General features: G+C 71.0%; 16 protein-coding genes and 1 pseudogene. 9 read left to right on the top strand and 8 right to left on the bottom strand.

Features of this window, described 5'->3' with window-relative positions; translation table 11 throughout:
* Nucleotides 1-71: 71 nt before the first annotated feature.
* The 5 genes from purF to FCN18_RS00270 all read left to right on the top strand — a co-directional run bounded on the left by purF (nucleotide 72) and on the right by FCN18_RS00270 (nucleotide 6,279).
* Nucleotides 72-1,619 (top strand): amidophosphoribosyltransferase, encoded by a 1,548-nt coding sequence (gene purF / locus FCN18_RS00290; RefSeq protein ID WP_113644548.1) that lies wholly within the window; start codon nucleotides 72-74, stop codon nucleotides 1,617-1,619.
* A 53-nt stretch (nucleotides 1,620-1,672) separates the two neighbouring features.
* Nucleotides 1,673-2,743 carry a phosphoribosylformylglycinamidine cyclo-ligase gene (gene purM / locus FCN18_RS00285; RefSeq protein ID WP_112266669.1) on the top strand — a complete coding sequence of 357 codons (1,071 nt, stop codon included), beginning with the start codon at nucleotides 1,673-1,675 and terminating at the stop codon, nucleotides 2,741-2,743.
* Complete coding sequence (gene arfB, locus FCN18_RS00280; RefSeq protein WP_137092737.1) at nucleotides 2,724-3,161, top strand: alternative ribosome rescue aminoacyl-tRNA hydrolase ArfB; 438 nt, start codon at nucleotides 2,724-2,726, stop codon at nucleotides 3,159-3,161. The genes purM and arfB overlap by 20 nt, the downstream gene beginning before the upstream one ends.
* 9 nt (nucleotides 3,162-3,170) lie before the next feature.
* Nucleotides 3,171-4,505, top strand: a complete 1,335-nt coding sequence (locus FCN18_RS00275) for a M20 family metallopeptidase (RefSeq protein ID WP_137092736.1) — start codon at nucleotides 3,171-3,173, stop codon at nucleotides 4,503-4,505.
* A 214-nt stretch (nucleotides 4,506-4,719) separates the two neighbouring features.
* A complete protein-coding gene (locus tag FCN18_RS00270; protein ID WP_137092735.1) occupies nucleotides 4,720-6,279 on the top strand; it encodes an AbgT family transporter in 1,560 nt (519 codons plus the stop codon).
* Nucleotides 6,280-6,313: 34 nt separating this feature from the next.
* Here FCN18_RS00270 and FCN18_RS40805 read toward each other — a convergent pair.
* The 3 genes and pseudogenes from FCN18_RS40805 to FCN18_RS00255 all read right to left on the bottom strand — a co-directional run.
* Nucleotides 6,314-6,667, bottom strand: a pseudogene (locus FCN18_RS40805) (VanZ family protein); the annotation flags it as partial.
* Nucleotides 6,668-6,896: 229 nt separating this feature from the next.
* On the bottom strand, nucleotides 6,897-7,580 hold the full coding sequence (locus FCN18_RS00260) for a response regulator (RefSeq protein ID WP_113644551.1): 684 nt from the start codon (nucleotides 7,578-7,580) through the stop codon (nucleotides 6,897-6,899).
* The gene (locus tag FCN18_RS00255; RefSeq protein WP_137092733.1) at nucleotides 7,577-9,163 is read right to left on the bottom strand and encodes a sensor histidine kinase; all 1,587 of its coding nucleotides are present in this window, start codon (nucleotides 9,161-9,163) and stop codon (nucleotides 7,577-7,579) included. The genes FCN18_RS00260 and FCN18_RS00255 overlap by 4 nt, the downstream gene beginning before the upstream one ends.
* Nucleotides 9,164-9,292: 129 nt before the next feature.
* Here FCN18_RS00255 and FCN18_RS00250 point away from each other — a divergent pair, with 129 nt between their 5' ends.
* Genes FCN18_RS00250 through FCN18_RS00240 form a run of 3 tightly spaced genes read left to right on the top strand, consistent with a single transcriptional unit; the run spans nucleotide 9,293 to nucleotide 12,332 of the window.
* Nucleotides 9,293-10,279 carry a Bug family tripartite tricarboxylate transporter substrate binding protein gene (locus FCN18_RS00250; protein WP_112265370.1) on the top strand — a complete coding sequence of 329 codons (987 nt, stop codon included), beginning with the start codon at nucleotides 9,293-9,295 and terminating at the stop codon, nucleotides 10,277-10,279.
* Complete coding sequence (locus tag FCN18_RS00245) at nucleotides 10,276-10,818, top strand: tripartite tricarboxylate transporter TctB family protein (protein ID WP_112265368.1); 543 nt, start codon at nucleotides 10,276-10,278, stop codon at nucleotides 10,816-10,818. Before FCN18_RS00250 ends, FCN18_RS00245 begins: the two co-directional genes overlap by 4 nt.
* Nucleotides 10,818-12,332, top strand: coding sequence for a tripartite tricarboxylate transporter permease (locus FCN18_RS00240; RefSeq protein WP_137092732.1), 1,515 nt, complete (start codon nucleotides 10,818-10,820; stop codon nucleotides 12,330-12,332). Before FCN18_RS00245 ends, FCN18_RS00240 begins: the two co-directional genes overlap by 1 nt.
* 69 nt (nucleotides 12,333-12,401) lie before the next feature.
* On the opposite strand, the gene FCN18_RS00235 is transcribed toward FCN18_RS00240, so the two are convergent.
* The 3 genes from FCN18_RS00235 to FCN18_RS00225 all read right to left on the bottom strand — a co-directional run bounded on the left by FCN18_RS00235 (nucleotide 12,402) and on the right by FCN18_RS00225 (nucleotide 14,507).
* The gene (locus FCN18_RS00235; RefSeq protein WP_137092731.1) at nucleotides 12,402-13,289 is read right to left on the bottom strand and encodes a Gfo/Idh/MocA family protein; all 888 of its coding nucleotides are present in this window, start codon (nucleotides 13,287-13,289) and stop codon (nucleotides 12,402-12,404) included.
* A 66-nt stretch (nucleotides 13,290-13,355) separates the two neighbouring features.
* The gene (locus tag FCN18_RS00230; RefSeq protein ID WP_113644554.1) at nucleotides 13,356-14,216 is read right to left on the bottom strand and encodes a 3-hydroxybutyryl-CoA dehydrogenase; all 861 of its coding nucleotides are present in this window, start codon (nucleotides 14,214-14,216) and stop codon (nucleotides 13,356-13,358) included.
* A 99-nt stretch (nucleotides 14,217-14,315) separates the two neighbouring features.
* A complete protein-coding gene (locus tag FCN18_RS00225; RefSeq protein WP_110334016.1) occupies nucleotides 14,316-14,507 on the bottom strand; it encodes a DUF3073 domain-containing protein in 192 nt (63 codons plus the stop codon).
* 208 nt (nucleotides 14,508-14,715) lie between these two features.
* Between FCN18_RS00225 and FCN18_RS00220 the strand changes: the two genes are divergently transcribed.
* Complete coding sequence (locus FCN18_RS00220) at nucleotides 14,716-15,621, top strand: hypothetical protein (protein WP_137092730.1); 906 nt, start codon at nucleotides 14,716-14,718, stop codon at nucleotides 15,619-15,621.
* Nucleotides 15,622-15,645: 24 nt separating this feature from the next.
* Here FCN18_RS00220 and FCN18_RS00215 read toward each other — a convergent pair whose 3' ends face one another.
* Nucleotides 15,646-16,677, bottom strand: a complete 1,032-nt coding sequence (locus FCN18_RS00215) for an asparaginase (RefSeq protein WP_137092729.1) — start codon at nucleotides 16,675-16,677, stop codon at nucleotides 15,646-15,648.
* Entirely contained in the window at nucleotides 16,670-17,245 is a 576-nt protein-coding gene (locus FCN18_RS00210) for an RsiG family protein (protein WP_112265356.1), read from the bottom strand. Before FCN18_RS00210 ends, FCN18_RS00215 begins: the two co-directional genes overlap by 8 nt.
* Between the last annotated feature and the right edge of the window lie 51 nt (nucleotides 17,246-17,296).

The following is a 17,296-nucleotide window of genomic DNA, read 5'->3' as shown; positions in this document are numbered from 1 at the left end:
ATCACCGAGTCGGGCCGCCTCCGGCGACCTACACTGGAGGCGGCCCGTTCTCGTACGCAGGGAGCCTTTCGGTGCACACCGACCAGTCGTCCACTGGGGAAGCCACCGGCGATCAGCTCGAAACCGAACCGCGCGAGGAATGCGGCGTGTTCGGTGTCTGGGCGCCAGGTGAGGACGTCGCGAAGCTGACCTACTACGGCCTGTACGCACTGCAGCACCGCGGGCAGGAGGCCGCCGGGATCTCCGTCTCGGACGGCAACCAGATAGTCGTGTTCAAGGACCTCGGCCTGGTGAGCCAGGTCTTCGACGAGCAGGTGCTCTCCTCGCTGCAGGGGCACATCGCCGTCGGACACTGCCGCTACTCCACCACCGGCGGCGGTAGCTGGGAGAACGCCCAGCCAACGTTCCGCACCACGCCGACCGGTTCCGGGCTCGCGCTCGGGCACAACGGCAACCTCGTCAACACCCACGAGCTGCTCGAGCGCGCCCGTGAGCTCGGCGTCGTCGGCAAGAACGGCGCCACCACCGACTCCGACCTGGTGAGCGGCCTGCTCGCCGAGGCGGCCGCCGACAAGGGCATCGAGGCGGCCGCGATAGAACTGCTGCCCACGCTGCGCGGCGCCTTCTGCCTCACGTTCGCCGACGAGAACACGCTCTACGCGGCGCGCGACCCGCACGGGGTGCGCCCACTCGTGCTCGGCAGGCTCGAGCGCGGCTGGGTGGTCGCGAGCGAGACCGCGGCGCTCGACATCGTCGGCGCGTCGTTCGTCCGGGAGGTCGAGCCGGGCGAGCTGATCGCCATCGACGCCGGCGGACTGCGGTCCTCGCGCTTCGCCAACCCGGAGCCGAAGGGCTGCGTCTTCGAGTACGTCTACCTGGCAAGGCCCGACACCACGATCGCGGGCCGCAGCGTGCACGCCACCCGCGTGGAGATCGGCAGGCGGCTCGCGGAGGAGCACCCCGCGGACGCCGACCTGGTGATCCCGGTCCCCGAGTCCGGCACGCCCGCCGCGATCGGCTACGCGCAGGCCTCCGGCATCCCGTACGGCTCGGGCCTGGTGAAGAACGGCTACGTCGGCCGCACCTTCATCCAGCCGTCGCAGACGATCCGCCAGCTCGGCATCCGCCTCAAGCTGAACCCCCTGCGCGAGGTGATCCGCGGCAAGCGGCTCGTGGTCGTGGACGACTCCATCGTGCGCGGAAACACCCAGCGCGCGCTGGTGCGGATGCTGCGAGAGTCCGGCGCGCTGGAGGTCCACGTGCGCATCGCCTCGCCGCCGGTGCGCTGGCCGTGCTTCTACGGCATCGACTTCGCGTCGAGGGCCGAGCTCGTCGCCAACGGAGCCGACCTCGACGGCATCCGGCGCTCCATCGGCGCCGACTCGCTCGGCTACGTGTCGCTCGACGGGCTCGTCGCCGCGTCGGAACAGCCCAGGTCGCGACTGTGCGCCGCGTGCTTCGACGGCGAGTACCCCATCGAGCTGCCCGACGACGCGCTCATCGGCAAGCACCTCCTGGAGGGCCTCTCCGGAAACGGTGCTGCTCCTGGAACCACCGCTTCCTCCCTGACCGTCAGTCCGGCGGGGTACGGTGCCGAGGATGCCGTTCGGCGTCCCTAGGGCGCTGCCCTAGTCGTTTCGAGCTTTCAGGATCAGGGATGGAGTCCGCTTCCGTGAGCGAGTCCACGAGCGCTACGTACGCCGCCGCCGGGGTCGACATCGACGCCGGTGACCACGCCGTCGAGCTGCTCAAGCCGCACGCTGCCCGCGCCACGAGGCCCGAGGTGGTGGGCGGTGTCGGTGGGTTCGCCGGCCTGTTCTCGTTGAAGCCGGGCCGCTGGAAGGAGCCGCTGCTCGCGTCGTCCACCGACGGCGTCGGCACCAAGATCGCGGTCGCGCAGGCGCTGGACAAGCACGACACCGTCGGCATCGACCTCGTGGCGATGGTCGTCGACGACCTGGTGGTGACCGGTGCGGAGCCGCTGTTCCTGCAGGACTACATCGCGGTCGGCAAGGTCGTGCCCGAGAAGGTCGCCTCGATCGTCTCCGGCATCGCCGAGGGCTGCGTGCAGGCGGGCTGCGCGCTGCTCGGCGGGGAGACCGCCGAGCACCCGGGCATGATGGGCGAGCACGACTACGACATCTCCGCGACCGGCATCGGCGTGGTCGAGGCAGCCGACGTCCTCGGCCCCGACCTGGTCCGTCCGGGTGACGTCGTGATCGCCATGGGTTCCACGGGCCTGCACTCCAACGGTTACTCGCTCGCGCGACACGTGCTGCTCGACATCGCGCGGATGCCGCTCGGCGGGCACGTCGAGGAGTTCGGCCGCACGCTCGGAGAGGAGCTGCTGGAGCCGACCCGGATCTACGCGAAGGACTGCCTCGCACTGGCCGCGGAGGCCGACGTGCGGACGTTCGCGCACGTCACCGGCGGCGGGCTCGCGGCGAACCTGGAGCGCGTGATGCCGCGCGGGCTGACCGCGCAGCTCGATCGGGGCACGTGGACGCCGGCGCCGGTGTTCGCGCTGATCGGCCAGCGCGGCCGCATCGAGCGCGCCGAGCTGGAGCGAACCTTCAACATGGGCGTCGGCATGGTGGCCGTCGTGTCGCCCGAGGACGTCGACCGCGCGCTGGCGGTGCTCACCGCGCGGCACGTGCCCGCGTGGGTGCTCGGCGACGTGCGGCCCTCCGACGACGCCGACGGGCCTCGCGCCGTGCTGACCGGTGACCACCCCCGGTTCTGAGCTCCCCGTCACCCGGCGTCTGGTGATCCCGGACGCCGAGCTGGCCGAACGGTTCTCTCGCTCCTCCGGCCCAGGTGGGCAGGGAGTGAACACCACGTCGTCGCGGGTCGAGCTGTCCTTCGACGTCGCCCGCTCGCCCGCCGTGCCGGATGATCTGCGCACCCGGCTGCTCGCCCGGCTCGATCGCAGGCTCGTCGACGGCGTGCTGACGATCGTGGCGAGCGAGCACCGCGAGCAGCTGCGCAACCGAGAGGCCGCGCGAGCACGCCTCGCGGCCGTGTTGCGGGAGGCGTCGGCGCCGCCGCCGCGCAAGCGCCGCCCGACCAAGCCGACGCGGGGCTCGCAGGAACGCAGGATCGCCGCGAAGAAACGTCGTGGTGACGTCAAGCGCGGCAGGGGCGGCCGGTACGACGAGTAGGGTGCGCGCGTGACCGAACCCCACCACCCCGACGACGGCTACCTGCGTGCGCTGATCGAGCAGACCGCCGAGGCCGTGCGCAGGGCCGAACCGCTCACCTCCGACCACGACGGCGCACCCCCGGGTGCCCGCGACGCCGTGACCGCGGCCGTCGCCGTGCGGACGCCCGAGCTCGTCGCGCTCAGCCGGGACCTGCACGCCAACCCGGAGACCGCGTTCACCGAGCACCGGTCCGCCCGCGCGGTCGCCACACTGCTGGAGCGGCACGGTCACGACGTGCGGCTCGGCGTCGGCGGGCTCGACACGGCGCTCGCCGCCACCGCCGGGGAGTCCGGTCCGCACGTCGCGGTGCTCGCCGAGTACGACGCGCTGCCCGGCATCGGTCACGCGTGCGGGCACAACATCATCTGCGCGGCAGGCGCCGGCGGATTCCTCGGCGCGGCGGCCGCGCTGCCCGAGACCGGTGGCAGGGTCTCGCTCGTCGGCACGCCTGCCGAGGAGGGTGGCGGCGGCAAGGAGACGCTCGCGCGGGCCGGGGTGTTCGACGACGTGGACGCCGTCGTGATGCTGCACCCGTTCAGCCACGACATCGCGATGCACCCGTTCCTCGGCCGCCGGCAGCTGGAGATGGTGTTCCACGGGGTGAGCGCGCACGCGTCCGCGCAGCCGTTCATGGGCCGCAACGCGCTGGATGCCGCGGTGAGCGCGTACCAGGGCGTCGCCGCGCTGCGCCAGCATCTGCCGCCCGGCGACCGCGTGCACGGGGTGTTCACCGACGGCGGCAGCAGGCCCAACGTCGTTCCCGACCGGGCCGCGGTGCTGTTCTACCTGCGCTCGATGCGGCCGGAGACGCTGCGGGACCTGGCCGGCCGGCTGGCCGCGATCGCACACGGTGCCGCGAAGATCACCGGCTGCGGGGTGGAGCTGCGCTGGGACCCGCAGCCGCCGTACCTGCCGATCCGGTTCAACCAGGCGCTCTCGCGGCGGTGGGCCGTGAACCAGCAGCAGTGCGGACGCACGCCATTGCCGCCCGGCGTCGTCCCCGACTTCCTCACCGGCTCCACCGACCTCGGCAATCTGTCGTACCGGATGCCCGCGATCCACCCGATGATCGCGATCTCGGAGCCGGTCGTCGCTCTGCACACGGTGCAGTTCGCCGAGGCCGCCGGTTCCGAGGCGGGTGAGCGCGCGGTGGCCGACGGCGCACTCGGGCTCGCGCTGACCGCCGTCGACTACCTCGCCGACGAGCACCTGCGCACCGCCGTGCACGAGGAGTTCGCCGAAGCGGGCGGACCCCTGGACGTCCCGAACTTCTTCGCCGACGCCGATCCCCGGCCGCAGTAAGGCGTGCCCCATGCAGTGAAGGCCACCATGCCTGCGCCCACCCGTCTCCCCCCACCACCCAAACGGAGACGCTGCGCGCCGCTGTGTTGGTTCAACGCAGTGAAGGTGGCCTTCACTGCGGCCACCGTGCGGTCAGAAGATCAGCAGACGCGACCTGTGTGAAACATTCACGAACTACCCTGCCTTCCACTCGAGGAGCGACGGAAGGTGGGCGATGTCCGAAACCGAGGCACCCGCGCGGCAGCACCTGCTCGACCGGATCCTGAACTGGATCGAACGGGTCGGCAACCGGCTGCCGGAGCCGTTCATCCTGTTCGTCCTGCTGACCCTGCTGGTCGGCGTGGTCTCCACGATCATGGCCGCGGCCGGGGTCACCGTCAGCATCCCGGGCGAGGACGAGGCCACGCCGATCCAGGGCGCGTTCACGGGCGCGGGCCTGCAGTTCCTGTTCACCGGGCTGGCGACGAACTTCATCGAGTTCCCGCCGCTGCAGACGGTGGTGACGATCATGCTCGGCGTCGGCCTCGCCGAGCGGACCGGGCTGCTGTCGGCGCTGATCCGGCTCGCCTTCCGGCGGGCGCCGCGCTGGCTGCTGCCCTACGCGCTCGGGTTCGTCGGCGTCTCGGGCAGCATCATGGCCGACTCGGCGTTCATCATCATCCCGCCGCTCGCGGCGATGGTGTTCAAGGCGGCGGGCAGGCATCCGGTCGCCGGGCTCATCGGCGGGTTCGCGGCAGCGGGCGCCGGCTACTCGACGTCGATGTTCGTGACCAGCCTCGACGCGCTGTTCGCCGGCATCAGCAACTCGGTGGCCGCCACGCTGCCGGACTCGGGCACCACGGTCACCCCGATCTCGAACTACTTCTTCAACGTCGTCGCCGCCGTCACGCTGAGTCTGCTCGCCGGACTGATCATCGCCAAGGTGGTGGAGCCCGCGCTGGAACGGAGCCGCTTCCCCCGCGACGAGGTGGAGCCCGCCGCCGACACCACGCTCACCGCCGACCTCGAACCGCGCGAGCGCAGGGCGCTGCTGACGGCGGGGCTCGCCCTGCTCGTCACCACGGCGGCCGTGCTGGTGCTCGTGCTGCTGCCGTCCTCGCCCCTGCGCAACGAGAACGGCGGCTTCCTGCCGGAGTCTCCGCTGCTCGACTCGGTGACCACGCTCGTGTTCGTCGCGTTCTTCGTGCCCGGCCTCGCCTACGGCATCTCGGCCGGAGCCATCCGCCGCTCCGCCGACGTGCCGCTGCTCATGGGCAAGGCGCTCAAGGATCTCTCCGGGTTCATTGTGCTCGCGTTCGTGCTCGGCCAGTTCATCGCCCTGTTCTCGTGGACCAACATCGGCGCGTGGCTCGCGGTCACCGGCGCGAACTTCCTGGAGAGCATCGGGCTCACCGGGTACGCGGCGTTCCTCGGCTTCATCGTGCTCGCCTCGGTGCTGAACCTGTTCATCATCTCCGGCTCCAGCCTGTGGACCCTGATGGCCGCGGTGTTCGTGCCGATGTTCCTGTTGCTGGGCTTCGAACCCGGGTTCAGCCAGGCCGCGTTCCGGGTCGGCGACTCGGCGACACAGGTGATCACACCGCTCAACCCGTACATGATCGTGCTGCTGACGTTCGTTCGGAGATATGACCCGAACGCTGGACTGGGAACGGTGATCGCGAAGATGCTGCCGTTCGTGGTTCCATTTTGGACTGCGTGGGCAACCATTCTGTCGGTGTTCTACTTCGCCGATCTGCCGCTGGGGCCGGGGATGGGTATCCACGTGGAACGCTGACCGCGGGGGCGGGCGTGCGGCTGACGAGGCTCGCGCCCACCGTGGCGCCGACGGTGTTGAGCAGCACGTCGTCGGTGGACGTGACCCTGCCCGCGTCGATCAGGTACTGGAGTGCCTCGATCCCGATCGAGGCGAGCAGCGCCGCCAGCGTCACCCTGCGCACCGAGCGCCACCACCGCCAGCGCAGCGGCAGCAGGATCCCGAGCGGGAACATCATCGCGACGTTGGCGGTGACCTGCCAGAACGAGTCGTTGTCCGTGAGCGCGATCTCCAGGTCCGTTCCCGGTATGAGGTTCACCCCTCCCGGGCCGGGAATCGGCAGGAAAACGAGCGCGATCACGAGCGCGCCGAGCAGCGTGATCGCCACGTCGAGCCCGGCGGTGAACATGGCCTGTCCGCCGGACTGTCCTCGGCTTCGCCGTATTGCCAGCTGCCGCCAGGCGAGCAGAGCGAACGGCAGTGTCAGTACCGCTATGGGGACCAGTACTCCGAAACTGCGCAGCAGAAATTCCACGCGATCTGCCTCCCCCGACTTCTCGCGACTCCCAAGATCACCTTTACATCACGGACGCGAAATCGCACGGGGAAAGCGGACGCACAATTTGGTGATTGCCTGTTCAACTACGCCAGTGGTACTGGCGCTCCGGCCTGCCCGTTCCGCCATAGCGGAGCCGCACCTCCGCGCGACCCGTCTCCACGAAATGCTCGAGATAACGGCGGGCGCTCGGCCGCGACAGTTCCGTCGCCTTCGCGCATTCGCTCGCCGACAGCCCGTCGGGGTGGTCGACGAGCGCCTGCCGCACCAGCTGCGCGGTCTGGGTGGTGAGCCCCTTCGGGAGCGCGCTCGTGCTGCGCGCGCGGGTGCCGAACACGTCGTCGACGTCCTGCTGTCCCGCGGTCGGGCGCGCGGAGAGCCGGGCGAGCTTGGCATGCAGCGAACCGACGTGGTCCAGCTGGTCTCGCAGCGCCGCGTAGGAGAACGGTTTGATGAGGTAGTGCAGCGCGCCTCCGCGCATCGCGCCCCTGATGGTGTCGACGTCGCGGGCCGCCGTGATCACGATGACGTCGGTGTCCACAGTAGAGGGGTCCGCGCGCAGCTCGCGCAGCACCGTGAGGCCGTCGAGGTCGGGCAGGTAGATGTCGAGCAGTACGAGGTCGGGGGCGAGGTCGCGCACCGCGCGCAGCGCGTCGGCCCCCGTGTGGACGGCACCGACGACGGTGAAGCCCGGCGTGCGCTCGACGTAGCCACTGTGGACCTTCGCGACCATGAAGTCGTCGTCGACCACGAGCACTCGGATCATCGGGATACCTTCGCGCGCGAGCCCTCGAACGGCAAGACCGCGGTGAACACGGCGCCGCCCGCGTTGTGCACCTCCACCGAGCCACCCCGCCGCCTGCACGTCTGCCGCGTCAACGCGAGCCCGAGCCCGCGCGGGCCGCCGTGCTCGGCGGCCTTGGTGGTGAAGCCGTGCGTGAAGACCTCGGTGGCGATCTCGGGCGCGACACCGGGGCCGGAGTCGCGGACCACCACCGACACCGCTGTGGCGTCGGACGTGATGCCCACCTCGACCCAGTCGTCCCCGTCCGCCCCGCGCAGCGCGTCGAGCGCGTTGTCGACGAGGTTGCCGACCACGGTCACCAGGTCGGCGGAGAGCTGCTCGTCGACCTCGCCGAGCCTGCTGTCGTCGGTGAGCCGCATGCCCACACCCTGCTCCGCCGCGAGGCTCGCCTTCGCGATCAGCAGCGCGGCCACCGCGGCGTCCCCGATCCGCGCGCTGACCTGGTCGTGCCACTCGTCGTGGGCGCGGCTGACCAGGTTCACGTAGTTGCGGGCCTCGTCGTACTCGCCAAGCTCGATCAGCCCGGCGATGGTGTGCAGCCGGTTGGTGAACTCGTGGGCCTGCGCCCGCAGCGTGTCGCCAGCGCGAGAGCTGGCGGCCAGCTCCTCCCGCAGCTCGATCAGCTCGGTGCGGTCGCGCAGGGTCGCCACGGCACCCAGCTCGCGGCCGTCCCGGGAAACCGGCAGCCGGTTCATCACCAGCGCCCTGCCGGCCCGCAGCACGATCGCCTCCGTACCGCTGGCCCGGCCGGTGAGCACGTCCCGCAGGCGGTCGCCGGCGTCGAGGTCGTCGATCCGCATGCCCACGCAGTCGTCCGGGAGCGCCAGCAGTTCCCGCGCGTGGTCGTTGACCAGCGTGATCCGGTTCTGCTGGTCGAGGCCGATCACTCCCTCCTTGATGCCGTGCAGCAGTGCCTCCCGGTGCTCGACGAGTCCGGTGATCTCGCGCGGCTCCAGCCCCAGCGTCTGCCTCTTGACCCGCCAGGCGAGGAACAGCGACCCGGCGATGCCGAGCACGGTCGCGATGCCGAGCAGCACGAGCGCGTCGCTCGGCCGGTTGGCGATGCCCTCGAAGAAGCCGGGGGTGGCCTTGCCCGCGGCGACGATGCCCACCATCGAGCCGTCGTCGCCGATCACGGGCACGTGCGCGACGAGCGAGTCGCCGACGACGCCGACCCACGCGCGACCCCGAGCCACCGTGCTGTCGCCGAGCGGGAGTGTGGTGCGCAGCTGGTCGGGGTCCTGCGAGGCCAGCACGCGGCGCGCCGGATCGGCGATGCTCACGTAGTCGGCGCCGGACAGGCTGCGAGCGCTCTCGGCGAAGATCGGCAGCGGGTCGCGGTTCACCGGGTCGGCGAGGCTCACGCGCACGCCGGGCGTCGCGGCGACGTTCTCCGCGACGGACAGCAGCCTGCGGCCCTCGATGTCGGCGAAGTTGCTGTTGGACTGGATCACCGAGAACACGAGCACGCAGCCGAGCAGGGCGAACACGATCGCCAGCAGCCAGCCGAGCAGCTGCCGCGCCAGTGATCCCTTCGCGCCCATCGGACCAACTATGACACCTCGCACGGCCCCCGCTTCGTGAGCAGAACGAACACAAGTACCGATAAGCCCGTAACCGAGACTTCACCTGCCCGCCGTTGCACCATGTCCTGCGATCACAGTGAGGTGGGAATGAGGAATCCGAAGACATGGCTGGCGGTGCTCGGTGCGGCGCTGCTGGTCCTGCTCGTGCCTCCGCTCGTGAGCTCCGGCGGTGACGAGGCCGGGTCGCAGATCCGCGGCCTTCGCGTCATGGTGCCGAACACGCCGGGCGGCGGCTACGACATCACCGCGCGAACCGCGGTCAAGGCGATCGAGGACAACGGCCTCAACGGCACGACCGAGGTGTTCAACCTGCCCGGTGCCGGCGGCACGGTCGGGCTCGGCAGGCTCGTCGGCGAACGTGGCAACGGCAAGCTCGCGATGTCGATGGGCCTCGGCGTGGTCGGCTCGGTCTACACGAACTCGTCGCCGTCGTCGCTCGCGGACACGACGCCGATCGCGAAACTGACCGAGGAAGCCGACATCATCGTGGTCGGCGAGGACTCGCCCTACCAGAACATCCGTCAGCTGCTCGACGCGTGGAAGGCCGACCCTGCCGCGCTGCCCGTGGGCGGCGGCTCGTCGCCCGGCGGGCCCGACCACCTGGCGCCGATGCTCACCGCGAAGGCCATCGGGCTGGCGCCGAAGGACGTCAGGTACGTGTCGTTCGACGGCGGTGGCGAGCTGATGGCCTCGGTGCTCGGCGGCAAGGTCGCCTTCGGCGTCACCGGCATCGGCGAGGCCCGCGACCAGATCGAGGCGGGAGAACTGCGCGCGCTCGCGGTCACCGGCCCAGAGCGGGTCGACGGCATCGACGCGCCGACGCTCATCGAGTCCGGTGTGGACGTGAACTTCACCAACTGGCGAGGCATCGTCGCGCCACCGGGGCTGTCGGAGTCCGATCGCGACAAGCTCATCACGATGTTCACGAAGCTGCACGGCACGCAGCAGTGGAAGGAGGCCCTGCGGCTCAACGCGTGGGACGACGCCTTCCAGACGGGCGAGGAGTTCGGTGACTTCCTGGCCTCGGAGACCGAGCGCGTCGAGTCGGTGCTGAAGGAGCTGGGGCTGGCATGAGCGTCGAGACGTCCACGGTGGAGGAGTCCACCGGCACACCGGAGCACAAGAGCTGGTGGCGTGAGCACTCCGAGCTGGGCATGTGCGCGTTCCTGCTGCTGCTGGGCGTGCTGGTGCTCACCGAAGGGCTGACCCTGCCCACCGACTTCACCACGCGCGGCCCGCTGGGGCCGCAGGCGGTGCCGGTGGCCGTCGGCTCGCTACTGGTGTTGATCTCGCTGTTGCTTGCGCGCGAGGTGCTGCGCGGCGGAAAGGGCGAGGCCGAGGGCGGCGAGGACATCGACCTGTCCACCGCCGCCGACTGGCGCACGGTGCTGATGCTGGCGGGCGCGTTCCTCGCCAATGCGGCCCTGATCGACGTGGCCGGGTTCCCGGTGTCGTCGGCGGTCATGTTCTGGGGCGCGGCCTACGCGCTGGGCAGCCGGAACTTCGTGCGCGACCCGCTGATCGCCGCCGTGCTGTCGGTGGTGACGTGGGTGGCCTTCAACGAGCTGCTCGGGGTTGCGCTGCCTGGCGGCCCGCTGATGGGGGTGTTCTGATGGACGCCGTTTCTTCGCTGCTCGACGGCTTCGGCACGGCGCTGACCCCGTCGAACCTCCTCGTCGCCGCCATCGGCGTGGTGCTCGGCACCGCGATCGGCGTGCTGCCGGGCATCGGCCCCGCCATGGCGGTGGCCCTGCTGCTGCCGGTGACCTACGGGCTCGACCCGACGGCGGCGCTGATCATGTTCGCCGGCATCTACTACGGCGGCATGTTCGGCGGCTCGACGACGTCGATCCTGCTGAACACGCCCGGTGAGACGGCGGCGGTGGTCACCGCGATGGAAGGCCACCCGATGGCCAAACGCGGCCGCGGCCCACAGGCGCTGGCCGCCGCGGCGATCGGGCACTTCATCGGCGGCATCGTCGGCACGATCCTGCTGGTGCTCCTGGCACCCGCGGTCGCGTCGCTGGCCGTCGACATCGGCGCCCCCGACTACTTCGCGATCATGGTGCTCGCGTTCGTCGCGGTGACGTCGGTGCTCGGCAAGTCGCGGCTGCGCGGGTTCGCGTCGCTGCTGGTCGGTCTCACGATCGGGCTCATCGGCCTCGACCAGCTCACCGGCCAGGCCCGGCTGACGTTCGGCTCGCTGCACCTCGCCGACGGCGTGGACGTGGTGATCGTGGCGGTCGGCCTGTTCGCGGTCGGCGAGTCGCTGTGGGTCGCCGCGCACCTGCGGCACAAGCTCGCGCAGCCCATTCCGGTCGGCAGGCCGTGGCTCGGCAGGGGCGACGTGCGGCGCACGTGGAAGCCGTGGCTGCGCGGTCCGTTCATCGGGTTCCCGTTCGGGGCGATCCCGGCCGGTGGCGCCGAGATCCCGACGTTCCTCTCCTATGTGACCGAGAAGCGGTTCTCGCGGCACAAGGACGAGTGGGGCAAGGGCGCCATCGAGGGCGTCGCGGGGCCGGAGTCGACGGCCAGCGCGTCCGCGGCGGGCACGCTCGTGACGATGCTGACCCTTGGCCTGCCCACCACCGCGGTGGCCGCGGTGATGCTCGCGGCGTTCCAGCAGTACGGCATCCAGCCGGGCCCGCTGCTGTTCGAGCGGGAGTCGGCGCTGGTGTGGGGTCTCATCGCGAGCCTGTTCGTCGGCCTGGTGCTGCTGCTGGTGATCAACCTGCCGATGGCGCCGGTGTGGGCGAAGCTGCTGCGCATCCCCAGGCCGTACCTGTACGCGGGCATCCTGTTCTTCGCCAGCGTGGGTGCGTACTCGGTGGGCGGCGAGGTGCTCGACCTGCTGCTGCTCTTCGCGATCGGAGTGCTGGGCTTCGCGATGCGGCGGTTCGGGCTGCCGGTGCTCCCGGCGATCATCGGTGTGATCCTCGGCCCGGCGGCGGAGCTGCAGATGCGGCGAGCCCTGCAGATCAGCGACGGCAACCTTTCGGGGCTGGTCAACTCCCCGATGGCGGTGACGGTCTACGTGGTGATCGCCCTGATCCTCGCGTGGCCCCTCATCCGGAAGCTGACCAAGCGCGGGCAAGAGGAGACCCCCAAGGAGAAGGTCGACGCCTGACCCCAACCGCCCCCAAGGCCACCTTTGTTGCGTTCAACGCAACAAAGGTGGCCTTGGGGGCAGTCATGTTCAGGAGGCGACTCGGAGGCATTCGGCCAGCACGCGCTGTAGGTGCAGGCCGCGGTGGACGTCGCAGTCGTGCTCGCGAACCCCGCTGGCGATCAGGGCGGCGAAGTCGTCGAGCAGGGCCGTGAACGACTCGCCCTCCTGGCCCGGCTTGCGGCGCATCGAGCGGAACCCCGCGTCGCCGTACACCGCGAACTCGGTGACGGTCGGCCGCATCGGCAGCCGCGTCGACAGCGCGACCGTGCTCGTCGCGCTCCCCTCGTGCTCCAGCAGCACGTGCCACAGGTCGGCGTCGGTCCGGTGCGCCGCGAGCACCCCGGTGATCTCGCCCAGCGCGGCGTCCATGAGGTCGAACGCGTGCGGTCCGATGTCGCCGAGCGCGCCCTCGGCCTGCCGCCACGGTGAGCCGCCGTACTTCTCGCCGAGCAGCGCGCCGGACAGCCACCGGGCGTTGCCGCCCTTCCAGCCGCCGGCCTCGGCGAGGCCCGCCAGCCACTCGCGGGTCTGCAGCGTGTAGCGCATGGTCAGCATCAGCAGCGCCACCACGCCCACCTCGGACACGGCGTCCGCGATCCGCTCCGCCGCGGCGACGTCGTGCGCGAGCGGCTTCTCCAGGATCAGGTGCTTACCCGCCTTCGCGGCGGGCACGGCGTACTCGGCCTGCACGGCGGGCGGCACGGCGAACGCGACGGCGTCCACCTCGCCGAGCAGCTCCTCGAAGCTCGCGCACGCGTAGGTGCCGTGCTCCTCGGCGAGGGCCTCGGCCACCTCCGGCCGCCGCGTCCACACCGCGCTCAGCGACGTGCCGGGATGATCGGAGATGCCGGGCGCGTGCACGGTCCGCGCCCACGGTCCTGCGCCGACGAGGCCGACCCGAAGCTGAGTTTCCACGCCCGCACTCTAGGCGTCGTGCCGGGAACGCGTTGACCGCCCACGATCTGCTCGACGGCGGCCGCCTCACTCGTAGCTGTAGAAGCCCCGGCCGGTCTTCTTGCCCAGGAGGCCGGCGTCCACCATGCGCAGCAGCAACGGCGGCGACGAGTACAGCGGCTCCTTGAACTCGGCATACATCGAGTCCGCGATGGCCTTGATGGTGTCCAGCCCGATGAGGTCGGCCAGCCGCAGCGGACCCATCGGGTGTGCGGTGCCCTTCTCCATGCCGTGGTCGATGTCCTCGGCGGACGCGAAGCCCGACTCGAACATCCGGATCGCCGAGAGCAGATACGGCACGAGCAGCGCGTTGACGATGAAGCCCGCGCGGTCCTGCGAGCGGATCACCGTCTTGCCTAGCGCGCCCGCGACGTGCGCGTCGGCCCGCTCCGCGGTCTTGTCACCCGTGAGCAGGGACGGCACCAGCTCCACGAGCGGCAGCACCGGCACCGGGTTGAAGAAGTGGATGCCGATCACCTGCTGCGGCCGGTCCGTGGCCATGCCCAGCTTCATGATCGGGATGGAGGACGTGTTGGACGCGAGGATGGCGTCCTCGCGCTCGACGACCTTGTCCAGCGAGCGGAACACCTCGACCTTGGCCTGCTCCTGCTCGAGCACGGCCTCCACGACGAGATCGCGGTCGGCGAACGCGTCGAGGTCGGTGGTGAACGTGATCCGCGCGAGTGCGGCGTCGGCTTCCTCCGCCGCGAGCTTGCCGCTGCGGACACCACGCTGCAGCGACTTCTCGATGCGCGCCCTGCCCGCGTCGAGCGCGGGCTTGCTCACCTCGGTCACCGCCACGTCGACGCCGGCTCGCGCGTGCACCTCCGCGATGCCCGAGCCCATCAGGCCCGCTCCGACCACTCCGACGCGCTGAATGTCAGGCACCGTTGCTCCTCACGTCTGCTCGCCAGCGAAAAGGTGAGCACGCGGAACGCGAGGGTGGGTACCGGCGGACCGGCTCCCACCCTCGCGTCACGCAGTGCTTCAACGACGGTAGTCGTCGTACCCGTCGTACGGGTCCTCGTACCGCTCCTCGTCCTCACCGCGGTGGTTGTCCTCGTCAGAGGAACTGCCCGACAGCTCGCGCTGCAAAGCATCGAAATCCGTGGTGGGAACGCTGTACTTGAGCTCCCGGGCCACCTTCGTCTGCTTGGCCTTAGCTCGGCCGCGCCCCATGGCTCGACCCCCTTGCACAGGGGCGGGGCGGCCGGGGGAATCGGCGGCCCCGCGTCGTCTCGACAACTATTTCCTGAAGACACCGTACCGTGTCGACGGGGTCTCATGCGACGTGGCACGGTGTGCGAACGGTGACAGTATTGCTCCCCGCCACCAGAACGGACCAGCCGGTGCTCGCGTGCGTGCGAGGGCGTGCCAGGATTTCGGGGTGCTCCGTCCGTTCGTGGCCTATCTCCGGGTGTACGAACCGCTGTCGGCCTTCGGTGAACCCCCTGACGACCAGCTGGTGCGTGCCGCCGAGGCGGCCAAGCTGACCCGTGCCACCGCCGGCGAGCGGGAGCACCTGCTGTGGCTGAAGTCACAGATTTCAACACCGCCTCGCCTGCTCCCCGCCGAGCTCCCAGGGGGCGCTCCCGCGCCCAGCGGGAAAACCGACGTGCTCGTGCTCGACCCCGCCGACGTGCCCGCCGCCGGCAGCGCCGTGGTGGGTCCCGGCCCGCTCGTGTGCCCGCTGGAGGTGCGGGTGCGTTCGGCCGCCGCGCTGATCGGCTTCCTCGGCGAGGCGCACCCGGCCCTGCGCTCGACGGTGCTCGACGCCGCCGGCGAGTCGGCCGAGGCGGTGAGGTCCAGGGCCAACGCCGCGCTGCGCGACGTGCGCACCGGCACCATGCACGTGCTGTCGACGACCTGGACGGTGCCGCTGCCGTGGTTCTCGCTCATCGAGCCCGACGAGCGCAGGCTCGTGCTCGGCGACGGCCAGCACGACCCCAGGCGCGAGCTGTCCTGGCGCACGGCCATGACCGACGCGCTGCGCAGGGTGGCCGAGGCGGAGGAGCTAGTGCAGGACACGCTCGGCGACTCGGGCCCCACCCGGATCCTGGCCGAGACCGGGCGCTGGCTCTCGAACTTCCACCCCGCCTCGGCGGTCGAGCTCGACTACGGCGGGCTCGTCCAGCTGATCGAGGACCCGATCCTCGAGTCGGACACCTCCGCCGAGGAGGTGCACTCGATCCTGGAGGCGCTGCGCGGCGGTGCCGTCGAGGAGATCGCCGAGCTGTTCCAGACGCTGCGGGACTACTGGGGCGACCTGGCCGCGCGGGAGCGGTTCAACTAGTGCCCTCCGCCGGAGGTCTGTTGCTTAAGTCGGTGGATCCAGGTTTCCGCTGGCGAACTTCCGGCGGGGGGCACTAGCGAGGGCCTTCAGCGCCTCGTCGGTCACGCGCAGCTCACCGACCTCGCGGCCGCCGCCGAGCACCACGCCCGCGCCCTTCCCGAGGCCGTCGAGGACCGAGGTCGCGGCCGGGTTCTCCGGCACCGCCCCGAGCGCACGCAGAGCCGCGACCAGCAGCGGAGCGCGGCCCCTCGTGGCGCCGTCGGCGAGCTTGAGCGCCACCGCCGTGCCGTCGGGCAGCGCGATGGCGTGCACGCCCTCGGCGCCCACCTTCGCCAGCAGCCCCGGCACGGCGCGCATCAGCAACGTGTCGTCGCGCCCGGTGCCAGCAACGAGCCACGGCCTCGCCCGCATCGCGTCGGCCACCCGCCGGCGCGGCCCGTGCTCGGCGGTCACCAGTTGGGAGAAGGCCCGCGCGAGTCCGGCCAGCGAGAACGCGAGGAGAGGCGCACCGCAGCCGTCGACCCCGGTCGCCGCGATCGGCTCGCCCGTCAGCTTCACCACCGTGTCGGCGATCGCCTGCTGCAGCTCGTGCCCCGGCTCGTGGTAACAGCTGGTCGGCCAGCCCCTGCGCACACACGTGGCCAGCATCCCGGCGTGCTTGCCCGAGCAGTTCATCGCCGCGCGCCGCCTGCCCGGCCACGCGCGGATCGCCTCGATCCGCGCGGGCTCGTACAGCGGGTAGTCGGCGGGGCAGCGCAGGTCGTCCTCGGAGAGCCCGGCGGAGGCGAGCATCGCCAGCGCCAGCTCGACGTGCCCCGGCTCGCCGTTGTGCGAGGCACAGATCAGCGCGAGCTCCTCGGCGCCGGCCTCCAGCCCGCACTCCAGCATGCCCACGGCCTGCAGTGGCTTGTTGGCCGAGCGGGGGTAGAACGGCCGCTCCACGTCACCGAGCGCGGTGCGCACCGACCCGTCCGGCCGGACGATCACCAGCGCGCCGTGGTGCACGCTCTCGACGAACCCGGAGCGGACGAGCTCGACAAGGGCCGGGTCACTCACCCTCGGACTCGTCCCTCCGCCGCTCACTCGCGAGCAGTTCGTCGACCGAGGCCGTGCCGGAGGCGTAGCGGCGGGCGATCTCGGCGTTGAAGGCGTCGACGACGGCCTGCACCTCGCGCCGCCGCTGCGACACGGACTGTTCCTGCTCGCGGAAGCTGTCCAGTGTCTGGGTGAGCTGCTCCTCCGAGAGGGAGGAGACGTCCGAGAGATCCGCGTTGCCGACCAGCGCCTCGGCCCGCCGCCGGTACTCGCCCGCCCTGGACGGTTCGAGCGACTGGTGCCTGCCCGAGCCCGTCGCGGGACCGAGGGCGTTGTCGGCGAGGATCGTGGCCAGCTGGTCGACGATGCTGGCGTCCCCGCCGGACAAGCGGCGCTGCTGCTCGGCCTTCACGATGTCGATCCTGGCGTGCAGCAGCCTGCGCAGGTAGGAGAGGTCCGTCTCTTCCTGGGCGGCCTCGTCCCGTCGTTCGCGCAGCGTGGTCAGCTGGAGCGCGTCCAGGTCACGGACGTAGTCGGCGGCTAGGACACGGTCGATGCGACGTCGCCCGCCGGGCCGGACTTCGATCACGGGGGCCATCCTGCTCTAGATCGGTCGGGCACACCAGGGAGAGAGACATGA

Source organism: Prauserella endophytica (genome assembly GCF_005146945.1).
In the GTDB taxonomy this organism is placed as follows: domain Bacteria; phylum Actinomycetota; class Actinomycetes; order Mycobacteriales; family Pseudonocardiaceae; genus Prauserella_A; species Prauserella_A endophytica.
Note: the sequence above shows the minus strand (reverse complement) of the source record. Positions and strands in the feature narration are given on the sequence as shown.

Coding starts and splice junctions, on each gene's coding strand:
- FCN18_RS00225 (WP_110334016.1), bottom strand. CDS start 14,507: ATGGGGCGCGGCCGAGCTAAGGCCAAGCAGACGAAGGTGGCCCGGGAG.
- FCN18_RS00260 (WP_113644551.1), bottom strand. CDS start 7,580: ATGATCCGAGTGCTCGTGGTCGACGACGACTTCATGGTCGCGAAGGTC.
- FCN18_RS00270 (WP_137092735.1), top strand. CDS start 4,720: ATGTCCGAAACCGAGGCACCCGCGCGGCAGCACCTGCTCGACCGGATC.
- FCN18_RS00240 (WP_137092732.1), top strand. CDS start 10,818: ATGGACGCCGTTTCTTCGCTGCTCGACGGCTTCGGCACGGCGCTGACC.
- FCN18_RS00245 (WP_112265368.1), top strand. CDS start 10,276: ATGAGCGTCGAGACGTCCACGGTGGAGGAGTCCACCGGCACACCGGAG.
- FCN18_RS00250 (WP_112265370.1), top strand. CDS start 9,293: ATGAGGAATCCGAAGACATGGCTGGCGGTGCTCGGTGCGGCGCTGCTG.
- FCN18_RS00255 (WP_137092733.1), bottom strand. CDS start 9,163: ATGGGCGCGAAGGGATCACTGGCGCGGCAGCTGCTCGGCTGGCTGCTG.